The sequence below is a fragment of the Streptomyces sp. NBC_00461 genome, from assembly GCF_036013935.1.
Taxonomy (GTDB): Bacteria; Actinomycetota; Actinomycetes; order Streptomycetales; family Streptomycetaceae; genus Streptomyces.
The window spans coordinates 5581102-5598889 of record NZ_CP107902.1 but is presented as its reverse complement, the minus strand read 5'-3'; the positions used below and the strand labels follow the sequence as shown (position 1 = coordinate 5598889).

15 protein-coding genes and 1 pseudogene are annotated in these 17788 nt (G+C 70.3%); 5 read left to right on the top strand and 11 right to left on the bottom strand.

Annotated elements, in window-relative coordinates; all coding sequences use genetic code 11:
- Window positions 1–126 precede the first annotated feature (126 nt).
- The 5 genes from ftsH to dacB form a co-directional block, all read right to left on the bottom strand.
- Window positions 127–2166, bottom strand: coding sequence for an ATP-dependent zinc metalloprotease FtsH (gene ftsH, locus OG870_RS26210; RefSeq protein ID WP_266518957.1), 2040 nt, complete (start codon window positions 2164–2166; stop codon window positions 127–129).
- Window positions 2167–2349: 183 nt separating this feature from the next.
- Window positions 2350–2910 carry a hypoxanthine phosphoribosyltransferase gene (gene hpt, locus OG870_RS26205; RefSeq protein ID WP_266520526.1) on the bottom strand — a complete coding sequence of 187 codons (561 nt, stop codon included), beginning with the start codon at window positions 2908–2910 and terminating at the stop codon, window positions 2350–2352.
- Between the two features lie 55 nt (window positions 2911–2965).
- The gene (tilS, locus tag OG870_RS26200) at window positions 2966–4009 is read right to left on the bottom strand and encodes a tRNA lysidine(34) synthetase TilS (protein WP_266589049.1); all 1044 of its coding nucleotides are present in this window, start codon (window positions 4007–4009) and stop codon (window positions 2966–2968) included.
- Window positions 4010–4221: 212 nt separating this feature from the next.
- A complete protein-coding gene (locus OG870_RS26195; protein ID WP_266518953.1) occupies window positions 4222–5346 on the bottom strand; it encodes a zinc-dependent metalloprotease in 1125 nt (374 codons plus the stop codon).
- 91 nt (window positions 5347–5437) lie between these two features.
- Window positions 5438–7150, bottom strand: coding sequence for a D-alanyl-D-alanine carboxypeptidase/D-alanyl-D-alanine endopeptidase (gene dacB / locus OG870_RS26190; RefSeq protein ID WP_266589047.1), 1713 nt, complete (start codon window positions 7148–7150; stop codon window positions 5438–5440).
- Window positions 7151–7229: 79 nt separating this feature from the next.
- Here dacB and OG870_RS26185 point away from each other — a divergent pair, with 79 nt between their 5' ends.
- Both OG870_RS26185 and OG870_RS26180 read left to right on the top strand, forming a co-directional pair.
- A complete protein-coding gene (locus OG870_RS26185) occupies window positions 7230–7721 on the top strand; it encodes an inorganic diphosphatase (protein ID WP_266518949.1) in 492 nt (163 codons plus the stop codon).
- A gap of 105 nt (window positions 7722–7826) precedes the next feature.
- Window positions 7827–9497, top strand: a complete 1671-nt coding sequence (locus OG870_RS26180) for a threonine/serine ThrE exporter family protein (protein ID WP_266589044.1) — start codon at window positions 7827–7829, stop codon at window positions 9495–9497.
- A gap of 89 nt (window positions 9498–9586) precedes the next feature.
- Here the strand turns inward: OG870_RS26180 and OG870_RS26175 are convergent, their stop codons facing one another.
- Window positions 9587–10510 (bottom strand): DedA family protein, encoded by a 924-nt coding sequence (locus tag OG870_RS26175; protein ID WP_327691541.1) that lies wholly within the window; start codon window positions 10508–10510, stop codon window positions 9587–9589.
- Between the two features lie 143 nt (window positions 10511–10653).
- Here OG870_RS26175 and OG870_RS26170 point away from each other — a divergent pair, with 143 nt between their 5' ends.
- On the top strand, window positions 10654–11019 hold the full coding sequence (locus tag OG870_RS26170; RefSeq protein WP_266518943.1) for a YbjQ family protein: 366 nt from the start codon (window positions 10654–10656) through the stop codon (window positions 11017–11019).
- Window positions 11020–11037: 18 nt separating this feature from the next.
- Here OG870_RS26170 and OG870_RS26165 read toward each other — a convergent pair whose 3' ends face one another.
- A complete protein-coding gene (locus OG870_RS26165) occupies window positions 11038–11799 on the bottom strand; it encodes a MerR family transcriptional regulator (protein WP_266518942.1) in 762 nt (253 codons plus the stop codon).
- A 123-nt stretch (window positions 11800–11922) separates the two neighbouring features.
- On the opposite strand from OG870_RS26165, the pseudogene OG870_RS26160 reads away from it, so the two are divergent.
- Together OG870_RS26160 and OG870_RS26155 are read left to right on the top strand one after the other, a co-directional pair.
- Window positions 11923–13205: pseudogene (locus OG870_RS26160) on the top strand (ion channel protein).
- A gap of 33 nt (window positions 13206–13238) precedes the next feature.
- Window positions 13239–14639, top strand: coding sequence for a glutamate decarboxylase (locus OG870_RS26155; RefSeq protein WP_266589038.1), 1401 nt, complete (start codon window positions 13239–13241; stop codon window positions 14637–14639).
- A gap of 4 nt (window positions 14640–14643) precedes the next feature.
- Here OG870_RS26155 and OG870_RS26150 read toward each other — a convergent pair whose 3' ends face one another.
- The 4 genes from OG870_RS26150 to OG870_RS26135 all read right to left on the bottom strand — a co-directional run bounded on the left by OG870_RS26150 (window position 14644) and on the right by OG870_RS26135 (window position 17691).
- Entirely contained in the window at window positions 14644–15408 is a 765-nt protein-coding gene (locus OG870_RS26150) for an ABC transporter permease (protein WP_266589036.1), read from the bottom strand.
- On the bottom strand, window positions 15405–16391 hold the full coding sequence (locus OG870_RS26145; protein ID WP_323179473.1) for an ATP-binding cassette domain-containing protein: 987 nt from the start codon (window positions 16389–16391) through the stop codon (window positions 15405–15407). Before OG870_RS26145 ends, OG870_RS26150 begins: the two co-directional genes overlap by 4 nt.
- Window positions 16392–16463: 72 nt before the next feature.
- Window positions 16464–17105 carry a PadR family transcriptional regulator gene (locus tag OG870_RS26140; RefSeq protein WP_266589034.1) on the bottom strand — a complete coding sequence of 214 codons (642 nt, stop codon included), beginning with the start codon at window positions 17103–17105 and terminating at the stop codon, window positions 16464–16466.
- Window positions 17106–17154: 49 nt separating this feature from the next.
- Window positions 17155–17691, bottom strand: a complete 537-nt coding sequence (locus OG870_RS26135; protein WP_266589032.1) for a DinB family protein — start codon at window positions 17689–17691, stop codon at window positions 17155–17157.
- Window positions 17692–17788 lie beyond the last annotated feature (97 nt).

Genomic DNA, 17788 nt, shown 5'->3' with positions numbered 1-17788 from the left:
TGCGGGTCACACGTGTGGGCCACGCGCCTCATCTGCGGACATACGGAAATGCCGCGCCCCCCAGGCTAGAACCTGGGGGGCGCGGCAGTCATTCCGGGCCTGACGAGGCGGCCGGGAGAGCGGTGGTCAGCTCTCCGGACGCTCCTCCGGGGCCTGCTCGGTCACCGGAGCGGACTCCGCAGCGGTGGCCTTGACGGTGGTGATCGCCGGGGTCGCGCCGTTGGCCCCGTTCGTCAGTGCGAGCTCCTTGGGGGAGAGCACCGGCGGACGGGTGGACGGCGTGCGGCGGGAGGAACCGGTCCAGGCCGGCCGCGGGGGACGCTTGACGATGGGAGCGAAGACCTCGGCGATCTGCTCCTTGTTCAGCGTCTCCTTCTCCAGCAACTGGAGGACCAGCTGGTCGAGGACGTCGCGGTTCTCGACCAGGATCTCCCAGGCCTCGTTGTGCGCCGTCTCGATGAGCTTCTTGACCTCTTCGTCGACCAGCGCGGCGACCTCTTCCGAGTAGTCACGCGGGTGCGACATCTCCCGGCCCAGGAACGGCTCGCTGTTGTCGCCCCCGAACTTGATGGCGCCGAGACGCTCGGTCATGCCGTACTGCGTGACCATCGCGCGGGCCGTTGTGGTGGCCTTCTCGATGTCGTTCGCAGCGCCCGTCGTCGGGTCGTGGAAGACGAGCTCCTCGGCCGCACGGCCACCCAGCATGTAGGCCAGCTGGTCCAGCATCTCGTTGCGGGTCGTGGAGTACTTGTCCTCGTCCGGCAGGACCATCGTGTAACCGAGGGCCCGGCCGCGCGACAGGATCGTGATCTTGTGGACCGGGTCGGAGTTGGGGGAAGCCGCCGCGACCAGGGCGTGACCGCCCTCGTGGTACGCGGTGATCTTCTTCTCCTTGTCCGACATGATCCGGGTCCGCTTCTGCGGGCCCGCCACCACGCGGTCGATCGCCTCGTCCAGGCTGAGGTTGTCGATCAGCTTCTTGTCGCTGCGCGCCGTGAGCAGAGCGGCCTCGTTGAGGACGTTGCTCAGGTCGGCGCCGGTGAAGCCGGGGGTACGACGGGCGACGGCCGCGAGGTCGACGTCCTGGGCGACCGGCTTGCCCTTCTGGTGAACCTTGAGGATCTCCAGGCGACCCTGCAGGTCCGGCGGGTCGACCGCGATCTGGCGGTCGAAGCGTCCGGGACGCAGCAGCGCCGGGTCGAGGATGTCCGGGCGGTTCGTGGCGGCGATGAGAATCACACCGCCCTTGACGTCGAAGCCGTCCATCTCGACGAGCAGCTGGTTCAGCGTCTGCTCGCGCTCGTCGTGACCACCGCCGAGGCCGGCGCCGCGATGGCGGCCGACCGCGTCGATCTCGTCGACGAAGACGATCGCCGGAGCGTTCGCCTTGGCCTGCTCGAACAGGTCACGGACTCGGGAGGCACCGACACCGACGAACATCTCGACGAAGTCGGAACCCGAGATCGAGTAGAAGGGCACCCCGGCCTCGCCGGCCACGGCACGCGCGAGCAGCGTCTTGCCGGTACCGGGACGGCCGTAGAGGAGCACGCCCTTGGGGATCTTGGCACCGACGGCCTGGAACTTCGCCGGTTCCTGCAGGAACTCCTTGATCTCGTGGAGCTCCTCGACGGCCTCGTCACAGCCCGCGACGTCCGAGAACGTCGTCTTGGGAGTGTCCTTGGTGATGAGCTTGGCCTTCGACTTGCCGAAGTTCATGACCCGGGAGCCGCCGCCCTGCATCTGATTCATCAGGAACAGGAAGACGACCACGATGAGGACGAAGGGGAGCAGGGAGAGCAGGATGCCCAGGAAGGGGTTCTGCTTGGACGGCGAAACGGTGTAGCCGTCCGGGATCTGCTTGTCCTGGTATTTGGTCTGCAGCGTGTTGGCGATGGTCACGCCCTGATCGCCGATGTAGCTCGCCTGGATCTTCGAGCTGCCCTCGACCTTTACGCCGTCCTTGAGCTGGACCTTGACGGTCTGCTCGTCGCCGGTGGTCAGCTTGGCTGATTCGACCTTGTTGTCATTGATCGCTGCCACGACCTGGCCGGTGTCCACCGTCTTGTAGCCGCCGGACGAGCCGACGACCTGCATCAACACGACCACGGCAAGGACGGCCAGCACGATCCACATGACCGGCCCACGGAAGTATCGCTTCACGTCCATCCATACGGAGCGGTGTCGCCCCGTCCCTCCTGCCATAGTGAGTTTGATAAGACAGTTCTTCTGACGGTACCCCAGCATTGTGGCCCGCAGCCGCACGGGACGGCTGCCAAACCCGTCTGCATGCTCCAACGGCGCGAAACCCGCTGGGGTTCCCGATCGTCCTACAAAGAAGGCCCGACCGGCTCAGCCGCCGTAGACGTGGGGCGCGAGCGTACCGACGAACGGGAGGTTGCGGTACTTCTCGGCGTAGTCGAGGCCGTAGCCCACGACGAACTCGTTCGGGATGTCGAAGCCGACCCACTCCACCTCGATCGCGACCTTGGCGGCGTCCGGCTTGCGCAGCAGCGTGCACACCTTGAGCGACTCCGGCTCGCGGGAGCCGAGGTTGGACAGCAGCCAGGACAGCGTCAGGCCGGAGTCGATGATGTCCTCGACGATCAGGACATGCCTGCCCTTGATGTCGGTGTCGAGGTCCTTGAGGATCCGCACCACACCGGAGGACTGGGTGCCCGCGCCGTACGACGACACGGCCATCCAGTCCATGGTGACGGGGGTGGACAGCGCCCGGGCGAGGTCGGCCATGACCATCACGGCGCCCTTGAGCACACCGACGATGAGCAGGTCCTTACCCGCGTACTCCGCGTCGATCTTCGCGGCGAGCTCTACCAGCTTCGCGTCGATCTCTTCCTTGGTGATGAGCACCTCTTTGAGGTCGGTGCCCATGTCTTTCGCGTCCACCCGCATCACTTTCGGTCGTCCCACCACGGCCGCCCAGCACCCCCCAAAGGGGGGCAAGGTTTCAGCCTTGCCGAATCACCAGTCTGCCACCCTGGCGCTGCGCGACGACTTTGCCCGGGAGATTGATGGCCCCCTGGCCGCGCCAGCCGGTGATCAGCCGGTCGACTTCCTCGATGTGACGGGCGAACAGCGAACCGGCGGGCGCCCCGGCCTGGATGGCGGCCCTGCGCAGGATGCGACGGCGCACGGCGGGCGGCAGGGCGTAGAGCTTGGCGCACTCCAGCAACCCTGTGGCGTCGCGCACAGTGGCGTCGGCCTGGCCGGCCCAGGCGTCCAGGGCGTCGGCGTCGTCGCGGGAGAGCTGGGCGGTGCGGGCGAGAGCCTCCACCACGCCCTTGCCGAGGGCCTTCTCCAGGGCGGGCAGGCCTTCGTGGCGCAGCCGGGAGCGGGTGTACGCGGGATCCGCGTTGTGGGGGTCGTCCCAGACGGGGAGCGACTGGACCATGCAGGCCTTGCGGGCGGTCTGCCGGTCGAGCTGGAGGAAGGGGCGCCGGTAGCGGCCGTCGGCCCCCGAGACCGCGGCCATTCCGGACAGGGAGCGGATGCCGGAGCCGCGGGCGAGGCCGAGCAGGACGGTCTCGGCCTGGTCGTCGCGGGTGTGGCCGAGCAGGACCGCGGCGGCGCCGTGGCGCAGGGCCGCGGCGTCGAGGGCGGCGTACCGGGCGTCGCGCGCGGCGGCTTCGGGTCCCCCTTCGCGGCCGACGGTCACGGCGACGGAGTCGACCGGGTCGAGGCCGAGTTGGCGCAGCCGCAGTCCGACTTCCTCGGCTCGCAGGTCGGAGCCGGGCTGCAGGCCGTGGTCGACGGTGACGCCGCCGGCGCGGATGCCGAGCTTGGGTGCCTCGAACGCGAGGGCGGAGGCGAGGGCCATGGAGTCGGCGCCGCCGGAGCAGGCCACGAGCACGAGCGGCGAGGGCCTGCGCTCGTGCGGGGTCTGCTCGACGAGCCCGGGGGCCCGGGAGGTCGTCTGTTGGTCGTTGAGGAGGTCGTGCAGGACGTGGCGGACCGCCAGGCGTATCGCCGCGACCGCAGGATGGGGACCCATGTCCGGTTCCCTTCATGAAGTTGTCGGGGGGTGAGCCCGGGGTCGGTCACTCAGAGTGTGTAGATGGTGACAGAACCGGGGCGTTCCCCGAGCATCGCACGCCTACCCATCGCTCACGGTCCCTCGGACGGGTGATCTGAGGGGCGTTCGCCTGCCGTCGGCCGGATTCGTTTCACGACCTTCCTACGGCGTTCACCACTCGCCTACGGCGTTCACGACTCGGGCTTGCGGTGCACCCGCGCGACCCAGTCCGCCGGTTTGGCGATCTCCGACTTGGTCGGGAGGGTGTTCGGGGACGTCCACACGCGGTTGAAGCCGTCCATGCCCACCTCGTCCACGACCGCCCGTACGAAACGCTCGCCGTCGCGGTACTGCCTGAGTTTGGCATCCAGACCCAGCAGTTTGCGCAGGGCCGTGTCCAGTCGCGAGGCACCCTTCGCCCGGCGCTGCTGGAACTTCTCGCGGATCTCGGCGACGCTCGGCACGACGTCCGGACCGACGCCGTCCATCACGAAGTCGGCGTGGCCCTCCAGGAGCGACATCACGGCGGTGAGGCGTCCGAGGATCTCCCGCTGCGCCGGGGTCTGCACGATCTCCACGAAGGAGCGCCCGCCGTCGTCCTCCTCGGCCTCGGGGCGTCCGCCGGCGAGGGACTGGGCGGCTTCGCGGATACGCTCGAGCACGGTCATGGGGTCGACGTCGGTCTCCCCCAAGAAAGACTGGATTTCGCCCTCCAGGTGGTCGCGCAGCCAGGGCACCGCGCTGAACTGCGTGCGGTGCGTCTCCTCGTGCAGGCAGACCCACAGGCGGAAGTCGTGGGGCTGTACGTCGAGTTCACGCTCCACGTGCACGATGTTCGGGGCGACGAGGAGCAGCCGGCCGCCGCCGTTCTCCCCAGCGGGGAGTTCGCGGGTGGCGGGGGCGAAGGTCTCGTACTGGCCGAGGACCCGGGAGGCCAGGAACGACAGCAGCATGCCCAGTTCGACGCCGGTGACCTTGCCGCCGACAGCGCCGAGGACCGCGCCGCCGGGGGTGTTGCCGCGCCGTTCCTGCATCTTGTCCAGGAGCGGCTTGAGGATTTCCCGGAAGCCTGCGACGTTCGCCCGGACCCAGCCGGGGCGGTCGACGACGAGGACCGGGGTGTCGTGGGTCTCCTCCGTGCCCATACGGGTGAAGCCCCGGACGTGTCCCTCCGAGGACTTGGCATGCCTGCGCAGTTCCGCGACGACGGCCCGGGCCTCGTCGCGGCTCACGTCGGGGCCCGGCCGCACGAGCCGGGTCGCGGTCGCGACCGCGAGATTCCAGTCGACCATCTCGGCACCACCGATGCTCGTCATGCGTCAACGGTACGTGAGCGTTCCCACTTGGGGCAGGCCGCGGCGGTCGACCGCGGCCTGCGTCGGTCGGCGGGGCGACTTCCGGCGGCGGTCACCCGCAGCCGCACGCCGCCAGAGCGGTGGCCGTTCTGTCCAACGCGGACTGGGCCTCGCCTGCACTGGTCGTGTCCGACGCCAGGAAGGCGAACGCCAGCAGGCGGCCGTCCTGGTCGACCACCGTTCCCGCCAGCGTGTTCACGCCCGTCAGGGTGCCCGTCTTCGCCCGTACGACTCCTGCCGCGCCGTCGGCGTAGCGGGTGGTCAGGGTGCCGGTGAAGCCGGCCACCGGAAGGCCCGTCAGGACCGGCCGGAGTTCGGGGTGGGAGGGATCCCCGGCCTTCACCAGCAGGGCCGTGAGCAGGTCGGCCGTCAGCCTGTCGTCCCTGTTGAGGCCGCTGCCGTCGTGGAACTCGGCGCCCTTGAGGGGGAGTTCGAGCCTCTTCAGAGCGCCGGCGATCGCGGACGCACCGCCGGCGAAGCTCGCGGGCTTCCCCGTCGCGACGGCCGTCTGGCGGGCCAGGGCCTCCGCGATGTCGTTGTCGCTGTTGGTCAGCATGCGCTCGACCAGGGCCGAGAGCGGGGGCGAGGTGACGGTGGCGAGGTTCTCGGCCCGGGTCGTCGCCTTGGACGGGCCGGGGGGCGTGGTCGTGATGCCGCGCTTCCCGAGGAACGTGGCGAACGTCCGGGCCGCGTCCGCAGCCGGGTCCGTCACGCGCTTGGCGGGGCCGCTCGTCGAGTCGTTGATGCGGCCCTCGTCGGCCATCAGGGCGCTGACGGGCGCGAGGTTGCCGTCGACGCCGATGGGGTGCAGCGCGGGACCCGCGAACAGGGTGGTGTCGTAGGAGAGCGTCACCGACCGCACATCGCGCTTCTTCAGCGCCTTCGCCGTTTTGTCGGCCAGGTCCCGCAGGCTCGCCCAGCCCTCTCCGCTCTCGGCTTCGCCCTGGCGGGAGGTGCCCTCGGCCGTCCTGCGGGCCGTCAGGGTCGGGTCGCCGCCGCCGACCAGGACGAGTTCCCCGGTGTCGGGCTCCAGGTCCGCGCGGGTGGTCAGGCGGTGGTCGGCGCCCATCGCCGAGAGGGCGGCGACCGCGGTGGCGATCTTGGTGGTGGAGGCGGGGGTCAGGGCGTCGTCGGCGCCGGTGCCGTAGAGGCGCTTGCCGCTGGCGATGTCGACGACCGCGCCGGCGTGGCGGGTGCCGAGCGCCGCGTTCCCCAGCAGGGGCCCCAGGACGTCGGAGAGGGCCGGACCGGTCGGGGCCGACCTGACGGTGTTCGTGGCGCCGCCCAGGCCGGTCAGGACGGAGGCGGCGCTGGGGGCGGGTCGGGGCGCCCCGGCCGCCGCACCGGATGAACCAGACGTATCGGAATTACGGCCGTGATCTGCGCCACCCGTTCGTTCCAGGGCAACTGCGCGGTCCGCCTCGGCCGTACGCTGACCGGTGGAGTCCCAGGGGCCGACGGCGGTCGCCACGGTGACGGCCAGCGCCACACCGGCGGTGGCGGCACCCGCGGTGTACTGCCAGGTCCCAACGGACTTCGTCCGCGTGTTCCGGCTGAGCTGCTTCCGTGCGGGCCGCACCCGCGCGAGCTGCGGTTTCGCCGCGGCCGCGGCCCGTTCGAGGCCCGGTCGCACGGCGTTCGCGGCTCGTTCGAGCTGCGGGCGTACGGTCCCGGCGGCCCGTGCCAGATGCGGTCGGACGGCGTTCGCCGCCCGCGCCACATGCGGTCTCGCGGCCCGCCAAGGCCTCAGCTCAGGCACGACCACCAGCCCCTTTCGCGATCACACACCTGCGTGAGGGACACTTAACCACCAGAACTATGTGTTGATCATGGAGGAGCCACCGGTGGAGTTCGACGTCACGATCGAGATCCCGAAGGGTTCGCGGAACAAGTACGAGGTGGACCACGAGACCGGTCGGATCCGCCTGGACCGTCGACTCTTCACCTCGACCGCCTACCCGACCGACTACGGCTTCGTCGAGAACACCCTCGGCGAGGACGGTGACCCGCTGGACGCGCTGGTCATCCTGGACGAGCCGACGTTCCCCGGCTGCCTGATCAAGTGCCGCGCGATCGGCATGTTCCGGATGACGGACGAGGCCGGCGGCGACGACAAGCTGCTGTGCGTGCCGGCGACGGACCCGCGCCAGGAGCACCTGCGTGACATCCACCACGTGTCGGAGTTCGACCGTCTGGAGATCCAGCACTTCTTCGAGGTCTACAAGGACCTGGAGCCCGGCAAGTCCGTCGAGGGCGCCAACTGGGTGGGTCGTACGGACGCCGAGATCGAGATCGAGCGCTCCTACAAGCGGTTCAAGGAGACGGGCGGCCACTGAGCCCTGGGTCGTGCAACGGGCCGTACGCGCACGCGTGCGGCCCGTTTGCATTTCTGTGCGCATACTGGGCGTTGCTGCACGCGTCGTACAGGGAGCGTTACTCAAGTGACGGAGGCGGAGGACCGCAAGCCGCAGTCGGACGAGGTCAGAGGCACGTTCGACCCCGAGATCACATCCGAGTTCGCCATTCCCGCGGGCTTCGCCGCCCCCAGGGTGGTCGCCGAACCGGAGACCACGTCCGAGTTCGCCGTCCCCGACGGGCTGGACGTCCCGCAGTCGTCGGCCGCCGATGCCGAGGGTTCGGCGTTCAGTACGCCGAACACCTACAGCTCCAGGCTCGCCCCGGCCGCGTTCACGCCGGCGTCCGGCATACCGGTGGTCAGCCTCACCAAGGACGTGCCCTGGCAGGACCGGATGCGCACGATGCTGCGGATGCCGGTGGCCGAACGGCCCGCGCCGGAGCCGGGGCCGAAGGCGGAGGAGGGCGGTCCGGCCGTCCCGCGCGTGCTCGACCTGACCCTGCGTATCGGCGAGTTGCTGCTGGCCGGCGGTGAGGGCGCCGAGGACGTGGAGGCCGCGATGTTCGCGGTGTGCCGGTCCTACGGCCTTGACCGCTGTGAGCCGAACGTCACCTTCACGCTGCTGGCGATCTCGTACCAGCCGTCCCTGGTGGACGACCCGGTGACGGCGTCCCGGACGGTGCGGCGCCGGGCCACCGACTACACGCGGCTGGCGGCCGTGTTCCGCCTGGTGGACGACCTCAGCGACGCGGAGACCCACCTCTCGCTGGAGGATGCCTACCGGCGGCTCGCGGAGATCCGCCGTAACCGGCATCCCTATCCGGGCTGGGTGCTGACCGGGGCGAGCGGGCTGCTCGCGGGCGCCGCCTCCGTGCTGGTCGGCGGTGACGTGAACGTGTTCCTCGCGGCCATGCTGGGCGCGATGCTCGGCGACCGGCTGGCCTGGCTGTGCGCGGGACGCGGGCTGCCGGAGTTCTACCAGTTCACGGTCGCCGCGATGCCGCCCGCGGCCATCGGGGTCGCGCTGACCGCCGCCCACGCCGACGTCAAGGCGTCCGCCGTCATCACCGGTGGGCTGTTCGCGCTGCTGCCGGGGCGGGCGCTGGTGGCGGGCGTGCAGGACGGGCTGACCGGGTTCTACATCACCGCGTCGGCGCGGCTGCTGGAGGTCATGTACCTCTTCGTCGGCATCGTCGTCGGTGTGCTCGTGGTCCTGTACTTCGGGGTGAACCTGGGGGCCAAGCTCAACCCCGACGTGGCCCTGAGCATCGACCCGCGGCCCGGGTGGCAGATCGGTGCGTCGATGCTTCTGTCGTTGACGTTCGCCGTGCTGTTGCAGCAGGAACGGTCCACCGTGCTGTGGGTGACGTTGAACGGTGGCGTCGCCTGGTCGGTGTACGGCGCGCTGCACTACACCGGCGGGATCTCGCCGGTCGCCTCCACGGCCGTGGCGGCGGGGCTGGTCGGCCTCTTCGGGCAGCTGTTGTCGCGGTACCGGTTCGCCTCCGCGCTGCCGTTCACGACCGCGGCGATCGGGCCCCTGCTGCCGGGTTCCGCCACCTACTTCGGCCTGTTGTCGATCGCTCAGAACGAGGTCGACAAGGGGTTGGTCTCCTTGGCCACGGCCGCGTCCCTCGCGATGGCCATCGCCATCGGGGTCAACCTCGGGTCGGAGATCTCGCGGCTGTTCCTGCGGACTCCCGGCGGGGCTTCGGCGGCGGGTCGGCGTGCTGCGAAGCGGACACGGGGGTTCTGAGCGCCTACGACCTCGGTGCGATCTGCCTCGCGCTGAGCGCGGGTTGTCCGAGGTTGATCGCGCAGTTCCCCGCGCCCCTCAAAGCCCCTTCAGTAACCCTGGTTCTGGTTGTACGGGTACTGCTGCTGGTCGCCGTACTGGCCCTGCTGGTACGGCGGCTGCGGGTACTGCTGGGCGTAGTGCTGCTGGTTGGGGTCGTACGGCTGCTGGTTGGGGTCGTACGGCTGCTGGTTGGGGTCGTACGGCTGCTGCGGCTGCTGCTGGTACTGCTGGTGGCGGTAGGCGTCCTGGTCGTCCGTCGGCGGGATGCGGCGGAGCTGAGTCGTCGCGTCGTCCATGACGGGGGGCTGCTGGGCCTGCTGTCGGGCCGGAGTCGGCTGCGTGGGGGCCTTCCTGGCCTTGGAGCGGGCGCGCAGGAACTCGATGATGATCGGGATCACCGAGATGAGGACGATCAGGATGAGCATCGCCTCGATGTTCTTGTTGACGAATTCGATCTTGCCGAGCCAGGAGCCGAGCAGGGTGACACCGGCGCCCCACAGGACGCCTCCGATGACGTTGAAGGTCAAGAACGAGCGGTACTTCATGCCGCTGACGCCCGCGATGATCGGCGTGAACGTGCGCACGATGGGCACGAAGCGGGCCAGGACCAGGGACTTGGGGCCGTACTTCTCGAAGAACTCGTGGGCCTTGGCCACGTTCTCCTGCTTGAAGAGGCGGGAGTCGGGCCGGTTGAAGAGCGAGGGGCCGACCTTCCTGCCGAACATGTAGCCCGCCTGGTCGCCCAGGATCGCGGCGACGCAGATCAGGGCGATGGCGGCCCACAGCGGGAAGTTCAGCTGGTCGGTCGTGATCAGCAGGCCGGTGGTGAACAGCAGCGAGTCGCCCGGCAGGAAGAAGCCGATGAGCAGGCCCGACTCCGCGAAGACGATGAGGAGCAGACCCCAGATGCCGAACGTGTCCAGGAGGTAGTTCGGATCCAGCCAGCTCGGGCCGAGGGCAAGCGTCGTCACGGTTCCGGGCTCCTGAGGGGTGGAGGAAGGTACGGGGCGTCCTTGTACGGGCGCCCAAAGCTATCAACGCAGGGTGTCCGCCCCAGGTTCCACGGGTGTCTCCAGGATGCACTGTGCGCCGACTGGCCCGAAGCTGTGGGGTTATGGGCATCGATGAATACGGCGGCGGTCAGGGCCCTCAGCCCGACGTGCTGGTCGTGACGACGAACGACGTACCCGGACACCGCGTTCAGGAGGTCCTCGGCGAGGTCTTCGGGCTGACGGTGCGCTCCCGGCATCTGGGGAGCCAGATCGGCGCGGGACTGAAGTCGATGATCGGCGGTGAGCTCAAGGGGCTCACCAAGACACTGGTGCAGACCCGCAACCAGGCCATGGAGCGGCTCGTCGAGCAGGCACGCGCGCGTGGGGCCAACGCGGTGCTGATGTTCCGCTTCGACGTGACCGAGGCCGCGGACCTGGGCACCGAGGTGTGCGCGTACGGGACCGCGGTGGTCCTGGCCCGGGAGTGAGCCCCCGGGCCAGGACGGTCAGGAGGTGTGGCGGTCGGCGTTCGCGAGGATCGCGTCCCTCAGGTGCTCGGCGAGACCGGGCCCCATGGAGTCGTAGAACGCCTTGAAGCGCTCGTCGGACACGTACATCTCGCCGAAGCACCGGTGCATCTCGTAAGGGACGTCGAAGTAGTGCCTGCCGATGTGCTGCCGGTGTTCCTCGGCGAGGTCCATGGCCGCCTCGCCGGAGGGCTGCTCGCCCGCCGCCACGAGGGCCGCGTACCGGCGGCCCCAGTCGTCGACCTCGGCCTGGATGCGCTTCCAGTCCTCCTTGGTGTACGTGGCCGCGCGGCGCTGTGACTCGGCGTACGCCTCCGTGCCGCCCCAGCGCTGCTGCGCCTCCTCCGCGTACTGCTCGGGGTCCTTGTCGCCGAAGACCTCGAACCGCTCCTCGGGTGTCAGGTTGATGCCCATCGTGCGTGCCTCCATGGCGTGCTCCACGGCCGCCGCCATCTTCTGCAGCTTCTCGATCCGGGCGGTCAGCAGCTCGTGCTGGCGGCGCAGGTGCGCGCGCGGGTCCGCGGCCGGGTCGTCGAGCAGGGCGGCGACCTCGTCGAGCGGGAAGCCGAGTTCCCGGTAGAACAGGATCTGCTGCAGCCGGTCGAGGTCGGTGTCGCCGTAGCGCCGGTGGCCCGCGTGGCTGCGCTCGCTCGGGACGAGCAGGCCGATGTCGTCGTAGTGGTGCAGCGTGCGCACCGTGACGCCGGCGAAACCCGCGACCTGTCCTACGGAGTAGCTCACTTCGTCCGCTCCTTTCTTGTGACGCACTCCACGGTGGGGCCTCACGTGACGTGAGGTGCAAGTCCGATCTCCGGGGTATCCATTCCGGATGTTGCGCCTGTTTTGTCCGCTTATGGTGGGCCAGTGGCTCACGACACCGCGCAGCAGGCGCCGGCCGCGCCCGCGGCACCGGCACGCGCGTTGCCGCCGTTGATCCTGCCCGCTCTCGTGGTGGGCGTGGGCGCGAGCCTGCTGCTCATCGGGGTGAGTGCGGCGGCCGAGCAGCTCCAGCACGTGCTGTGGCGGAACCTGCCGGACGCCCTGGGAGTGGGGCGGTACTCCGTTCCCTGGATGCTCGTCATGCTCACCGCGACCGGTGTGCTGGTCGGTCTGGTGGTGTGGAAGGTGCCCGGGCACGCGGGGCCCGATCCGGCGTCCATGGAGCTGAACGCGCCCGTGCTGCCGCCCGCCGTGCTGCCCGGCCTGCTGCTGGCGACGACCCTGATGCTCGCGGGCGGGCCGAGCCTCGGCCCCGAGAACCCGATCATCGCGGTGAACGTGGCGCCGGCCTTCTGGCTGGGCAGCCGGCTGGTGCGCCGGATGCCGGGCGGAGTGTGGGCGGCACTGGCGGAGGCGGCGACGATCGGTGCGCTGTTCGGGACGCCGGTGGCGGCGGCGCTGGTCATCTCCGAGGCGCTGGCCGGGCGGCAGCTGAGGGGGCTGCTGTGGGACCACGTGTTCGGTCCGCTGGTGGCCGCCGGGGCGGGCGCCATGACGACCACCCTGGTGGCGGAGCCGAGCTTCGACCTGCACCTGCCCCCGATAGGCCGACCCGGCTGGGGCGATCTGCCGGCCGCGCCGGTGATCGCGCCGCCGGCGGCGGCGCTCGGCCTGTGCGCGGTCCACGCCTTCCCGTACGTCCGCGGCGCCTTCCGGCGCCTCGGGCACCCGATGGTGGCGCTTCCCGGCCGGTGGGCTCGTCCTGGGGCTGCTGGGCGCCCTGGGCGGTCATCTGACGCTCTTCAAGGGGCTGGACGAGATCGCGGAGCCGGCGCGTGATCCGAACGGCTGGTCGGCGGGCGGGTTCCCTGATGGCCGTGGTGAAACTGGCCGCCCACCTCGTCGCGGCGTCCTGCGGCTTCCGGGGCGGACGGATCTTCCCGGCGGTACTCGTCGGCGTCGCCTTCGGGCTGGGCGCGCACGCCCTCTTACCGGCCGTTCACCCGGCGCTCGGTGTCGCCATGGGCGTACTGGGCACACTCCTCGCCGTCACCCGCCAGGCTTGGGTGAGCCTGTTCACGGCGGCGGTGCTGGTGTCCGCACCCGCGATCATCGCCCTGCTGTGCTTCGCCTCGCTGCCCGCCTGGCTGCTGGTGACCGGCCGGCCCCGGATGCAACTGCGTGCCGACGGAACCCCGATCCGCTGACACCCGCTCTTCGAACGACAAGGAGACAAGGTCATGGCACTCCACAAAGGCCCCCAGAAGCGCGACGAGCGCCCGGTGTCGGTCAATCCCTTCTTCGGGGAGGCCAATCCGGTCGCCGGCATGACCGAGGCGCCGCCCAGGCACCGGCTCCCGGACGCGGCGATGCCGCCGATGACGGCGTATCAGCTGGTGCACGACGAGCTGATGCTGGACGGCAACTCACGGCTGAATCTCGCCACGTTCGTCACCACCTGGATGGAGCCGCAGGCCGGCGTCCTGATGGCGGAGTGCCGGGACAAGAACATGATCGACAAGGACGAGTACCCGCGCACCGCCGAGTTGGAGCAGCGGTGCGTGGCGATGCTCGCCGACCTGTGGAACGCGCCCGATCCGTCGACGGCCGTGGGCTGTTCGACGACCGGCTCCAGCGAGGCGTGCATGCTCGCCGGGATGGCGCTCAAGCGGCGCTGGAGCAAGCGGAACCCCACCCCGGGGGCGCGGCCCAACCTGGTGATGGGCGTCAACGTCCAGGTGTGCTGGGACAAGTTCTGCAACTTCTGGGAGGTGGAGGCCCGCCAGGTGCCCATGGAGGGCGACCGCTTCCACCTCGACCCGCAGGCCGCCGCCGACCTGTGCGACGAGAACACCATCGGGGTCGTCGGCATCCTCGGCTCGACCTTCGACGGCTCCTACGAGCCCATCGCGGACCTCTGCGCGGCGCTCGACGCCCTCCAGGAGCGCACCGGTCTGGACATCCCGGTGCACGTGGACGGCGCGTCCGGCGGCATGGTCGCCCCCTTCCTCGACCCGGACGTGGTCTGGGACTTCCGCCTCCCGCGCGTGGCGTCCATCAACACCTCGGGGCACAAGTACGGACTGGTCTACCCGGGCGTCGGCTGGGCGCTGTGGCGCGACAAGGAGTCGCTGCCCGAGGACCTCGTCTTCCGCGTCAACTACCTGGGCGGCGACATGCCGACCTTCGCCCTCAACTTCTCGCGTCCCGGCGCCCAGGTGGTCGCGCAGTACTACACGTTCCTGCGGCTGGGCCGCGAGGGATTCCGGGCCGTGCAGCAGACGACGCGGGACGTGGCCGTGGGCGTCGCCGAACGCGTCGAGGCGCTCGGCGACTTCCGACTGCTGACCCGGGGCGACGAACTGCCGGTCTTCGCCTTCACGACGGCCGACGGCGTGGATTCGTACGACGTCTTCGACGTGTCCCGGCGGATGCGGGAGAGCGGCTGGCTGGTGCCCGCGTACACCTTCCCGCCGAACCGGGAGGACCTGTCCGTGCTGCGGGTGGTGTGCCGCAACGGCTTCTCGACGGACCTCGCCGACCTGTTCGTGGAGGACCTGACGCGGCTGCTGCCGGAACTGCGCCGTCAGCCGCACCCGTTCACCCAGGACAAGGGCACGGCCACCGGCTTCCACCACTGACGCGCTATCGGCCGAGGCGCGCGAACCGCCTCAGGGCGAGTGGGAAGAACACCGCCAGCAGCCCCAGCGGCCAGCAGACGGCCGCCCACACGTGCCCCGGCTCCCCGCCGGGGCCGCCCAGCAGGTCCCGTACGGCCGTCGTGGTCCGGGACATCGGGTTCCACTCGACGACCGTACCGAGCCAGCCGGGCATCGAGCCGGGCGTGGCGATCGCATTGGAGAGGAAGCCGACCGGCCAGACCAGGATCTGCACGGCCTGCACCAGCTCGGGCTTCCCGGCGACCAGGGCGAGCTGGATGCCGATCCACAGCATGGCGAACCGGAAGAGCAGCAACAGGCCCATCGCGCCCAGGAACGCGGCCGGGGAGCCGTGCACACGCCAGCCGAGGGCGTGCCCGACACCGACGAGGACCGCGAGCCCGACGGCCGACTGGAGCATGTCGGCGGCCGAACGCCCCACCAGAACCGCGCAGTTGGCCATCGGCAGCGAGCGGAAGCGGTCCACGACGCCCTTGTTGAGATCCTGGGTGACGTTGAGCATCGTGCCCTCCAGGCCGAAGGCCATGGTGAGCGCGAGCATGCCCGGCACCAGGTAGTCCACGTAGCCGCCGGCGACTCCGCGTCCGCCGCCCATCAGGTACCCGAACATCAGGAGCAGCATCACGGGGAAGACCAGGCCGACGAGCACCTGCACGGGCTGCCGTGCCCAGTGGGCGAGTTCGCGGCGGGTCATGGTCCAGCAGTCGTTCAGTACGTAGGCGCTGCTCATGCGACGGCCTCCTTCGTACGGTCGTCCCGCCGCACAGGTCCCGTCGGTCCCGTCGGTCCCGTCAGGTGCAGGAACACCTCGTCGAGCGTCGGCCGGCGCAGACCGACGTCCTCGGCCTCGATACCGGCGTCCTCCAGGGCGCGTACGACGCCGGAGAGCGCCGCCATGCGGTCGGTGACGGGGGCGCTGAGCAGCCGGCGGTCCGGGTCGACCGAGATCTCATCCTTCTCCACCGGCAACAGCGCGACCGCCGCGCCCAGTTGCCCGGCGTCCCGCAGCACCACGTCGATGCGGTCGCCGCCGGTGGCCGCCTTGAGGGCGTCCGCCGTGCCGTCGGCGATCACCCGGCCGGCGTCGACGACCGAGATGCGGTCGGCGAGCTGGTCGGCCTCCTCCAGGTACTGGGTGGTGAGCAGGACCGTCGTCCCGCCGCCGGCCAGGGCGCGCACCGACGCCCACACCTCGGCGCGGCCGCGGGGATCGAGGCCGGTCGTCGGCTCGTCCAGGAACAGCACCTCCGGGTCCCTGATCAGTGAGGCGGCCAGATCCAGGCGGCGCCGCATGCCGCCGCTGTAGGCGCGCACCGGCTTGCGGCCGGTGCCGGTGAGGCCGAAGCGCTCCAGGAGTTCGCCGGCCCGCACGCGCGCGGGGCGGGCGCCCAGGTGGTACAGGCGGCCGAACATCTCCAGGTTCTGCCGACCGCTCAGCTCCTCGTCGAGGGCCGCGTGCTGGCCGAGCAGGCCGATGCGCAGCCGCACCGCCCGGCCCTCGGCCACGACGTCGTGCCCGGCCACCTCGATGCGGCCCGCGTCGGGCGCGAGCAGGGTGGACAGGATGCGGACCAGGGTTGTCTTGCCCGCGCCGTTCGGGCCCAGGACTGCGTGCACCGTGCCGCGGGCGACGGTGAGGTCCAGCCCGCCCAGTGCGTGTTTCTCGCCGTACTTCTTGCGTGCTCCGTCGACGGTGATCGCCGCGTCGGCCACTGCCACTCCCTCGTTAGTCAAACTTGACTACTCCTCGAAAGTAACGCCGTCGAGGCGATTGGTCAAACTTGATTAGTGGTCGTCCCCGGGATGGCGCTCCCCCGTGGCGTAGGGGTTCTCCTCCCCCTCGGCCAGGACACCGACGAAGGGCTCACCCTCCCCCGCGAACGTGTACGCCCCGCCCTCGATGCGGCCGATCAGCCCCTCGGTCCACTCGGCCTCGGCGTCGGCCGTATGCACCCAGAGGTTCATGATCTCGCCGATGTGGCCGAGCTGTCCGGGGCCGTCCTCCGGGACGTAGTGCTCGGTGACGGCCCCTCGCCACTCCTCGCTGCGCCGGACCCGCTCCTTCAGCAGGGCCACCACCTCAGCACGCGGCAGGTCGACCATGAAGCCGATGGCCGCCGACTTCACGTCCATCTTCTGGTCGTAGGAGGTCAGCGCCTCGCGCAGCAGCCGGAGGAACTCCTCGGTGCCCCAGTCGGTGATCTCGTACTCCGTGCGCGGCGGCCCGCCGGCCGTGGACGGCGCGATCTCGTGCGCGTGCAGCAGTCCCTGCTTGGCCAGCTGCTTCAGGGCGTGGTAGATCGAGCCGGGCTTGGCGTTGGACCACTCGTGCGCCCCCCAGTACTCCAGGTCGCTCCGCACCTGGTAGCCGTGGGCCCGCCCGTGCTGGCGGACCGCGCCCAGCACGAGGAGACGGATAGTTGACATGCGGTCCAGGTTATGGCCTCTCAATGACCTCACTGTTCGGCCAATGGCCTCACTCTTCGGCGAGCGCCACCAGCTCGAACGCCGTCTTCCCGTCGAGGGACTCCCGGATGATGTCGGCGTGCCCGGCATGCCGGGCGGTCTCGCGGATCAGGTGCAGGCACAGCCAGCGCACGGAGACGCGCCCCTCCGGCGGGAACCAGGGCTGGTCCGGGAGCGGGAAGGTGTCGTCCAGGCTCGGCACCGAGCGGACGTAGGCCTCGGTCTCGGCGGCGACCTTCTCCCAGTACGCGAGCTGCGACTCGACGGTCTCGCCGTCGAGGAGCGCGAAACACTCGTGCCAGTTCGACGGATCACGGTGCACGGTCGGCGACTCGCCCCGCGCGCGGGCCACCCAGCCCTGCTCGGTCTCCGCGACGTGCTTCACCAGACCCCCCAGGGACAGCTCACTGACGCTGGGGCGGGACGAGGCCTGCTCGTCCGTCAGCCCGAGCACCGCCCGGCGGATGCCGCCACGCTGTTCCGCCAGGAAGGACAGCAGCGCCCCCCGCTCGTCGCCCCGCTCCTCGACCAGTACGTGAGTGACCATGACCGCCGCCTTTCGCCGGTGGCAGGGAGTCCGTCCCCCCTGCCTGACACCGACGAAGCTACGGGCCATTGAGGTCAGAGTCTGTCCTCAATGGCCC

Coding starts and splice junctions, on each gene's coding strand:
- ftsH (WP_266518957.1), bottom strand. CDS start 2,166: ATGGACGTGAAGCGATACTTCCGTGGGCCGGTCATGTGGATCGTGCTG.
- hpt (WP_266520526.1), bottom strand. CDS start 2,910: ATGCGGGTGGACGCGAAAGACATGGGCACCGACCTCAAAGAGGTGCTC.
- tilS (WP_266589049.1), bottom strand. CDS start 4,009: ATGGGTCCCCATCCTGCGGTCGCGGCGATACGCCTGGCGGTCCGCCAC.
- OG870_RS26195 (WP_266518953.1), bottom strand. CDS start 5,346: ATGACGAGCATCGGTGGTGCCGAGATGGTCGACTGGAATCTCGCGGTC.
- OG870_RS26170 (WP_266518943.1), top strand. CDS start 10,654: ATGGGCATCGATGAATACGGCGGCGGTCAGGGCCCTCAGCCCGACGTG.
- OG870_RS26155 (WP_266589038.1), top strand. CDS start 13,239: ATGGCACTCCACAAAGGCCCCCAGAAGCGCGACGAGCGCCCGGTGTCG.
- OG870_RS26150 (WP_266589036.1), bottom strand. CDS start 15,408: ATGAGCAGCGCCTACGTACTGAACGACTGCTGGACCATGACCCGCCGC.
- OG870_RS26140 (WP_266589034.1), bottom strand. CDS start 17,105: ATGTCAACTATCCGTCTCCTCGTGCTGGGCGCGGTCCGCCAGCACGGG.
- OG870_RS26135 (WP_266589032.1), bottom strand. CDS start 17,691: ATGGTCACTCACGTACTGGTCGAGGAGCGGGGCGACGAGCGGGGGGCG.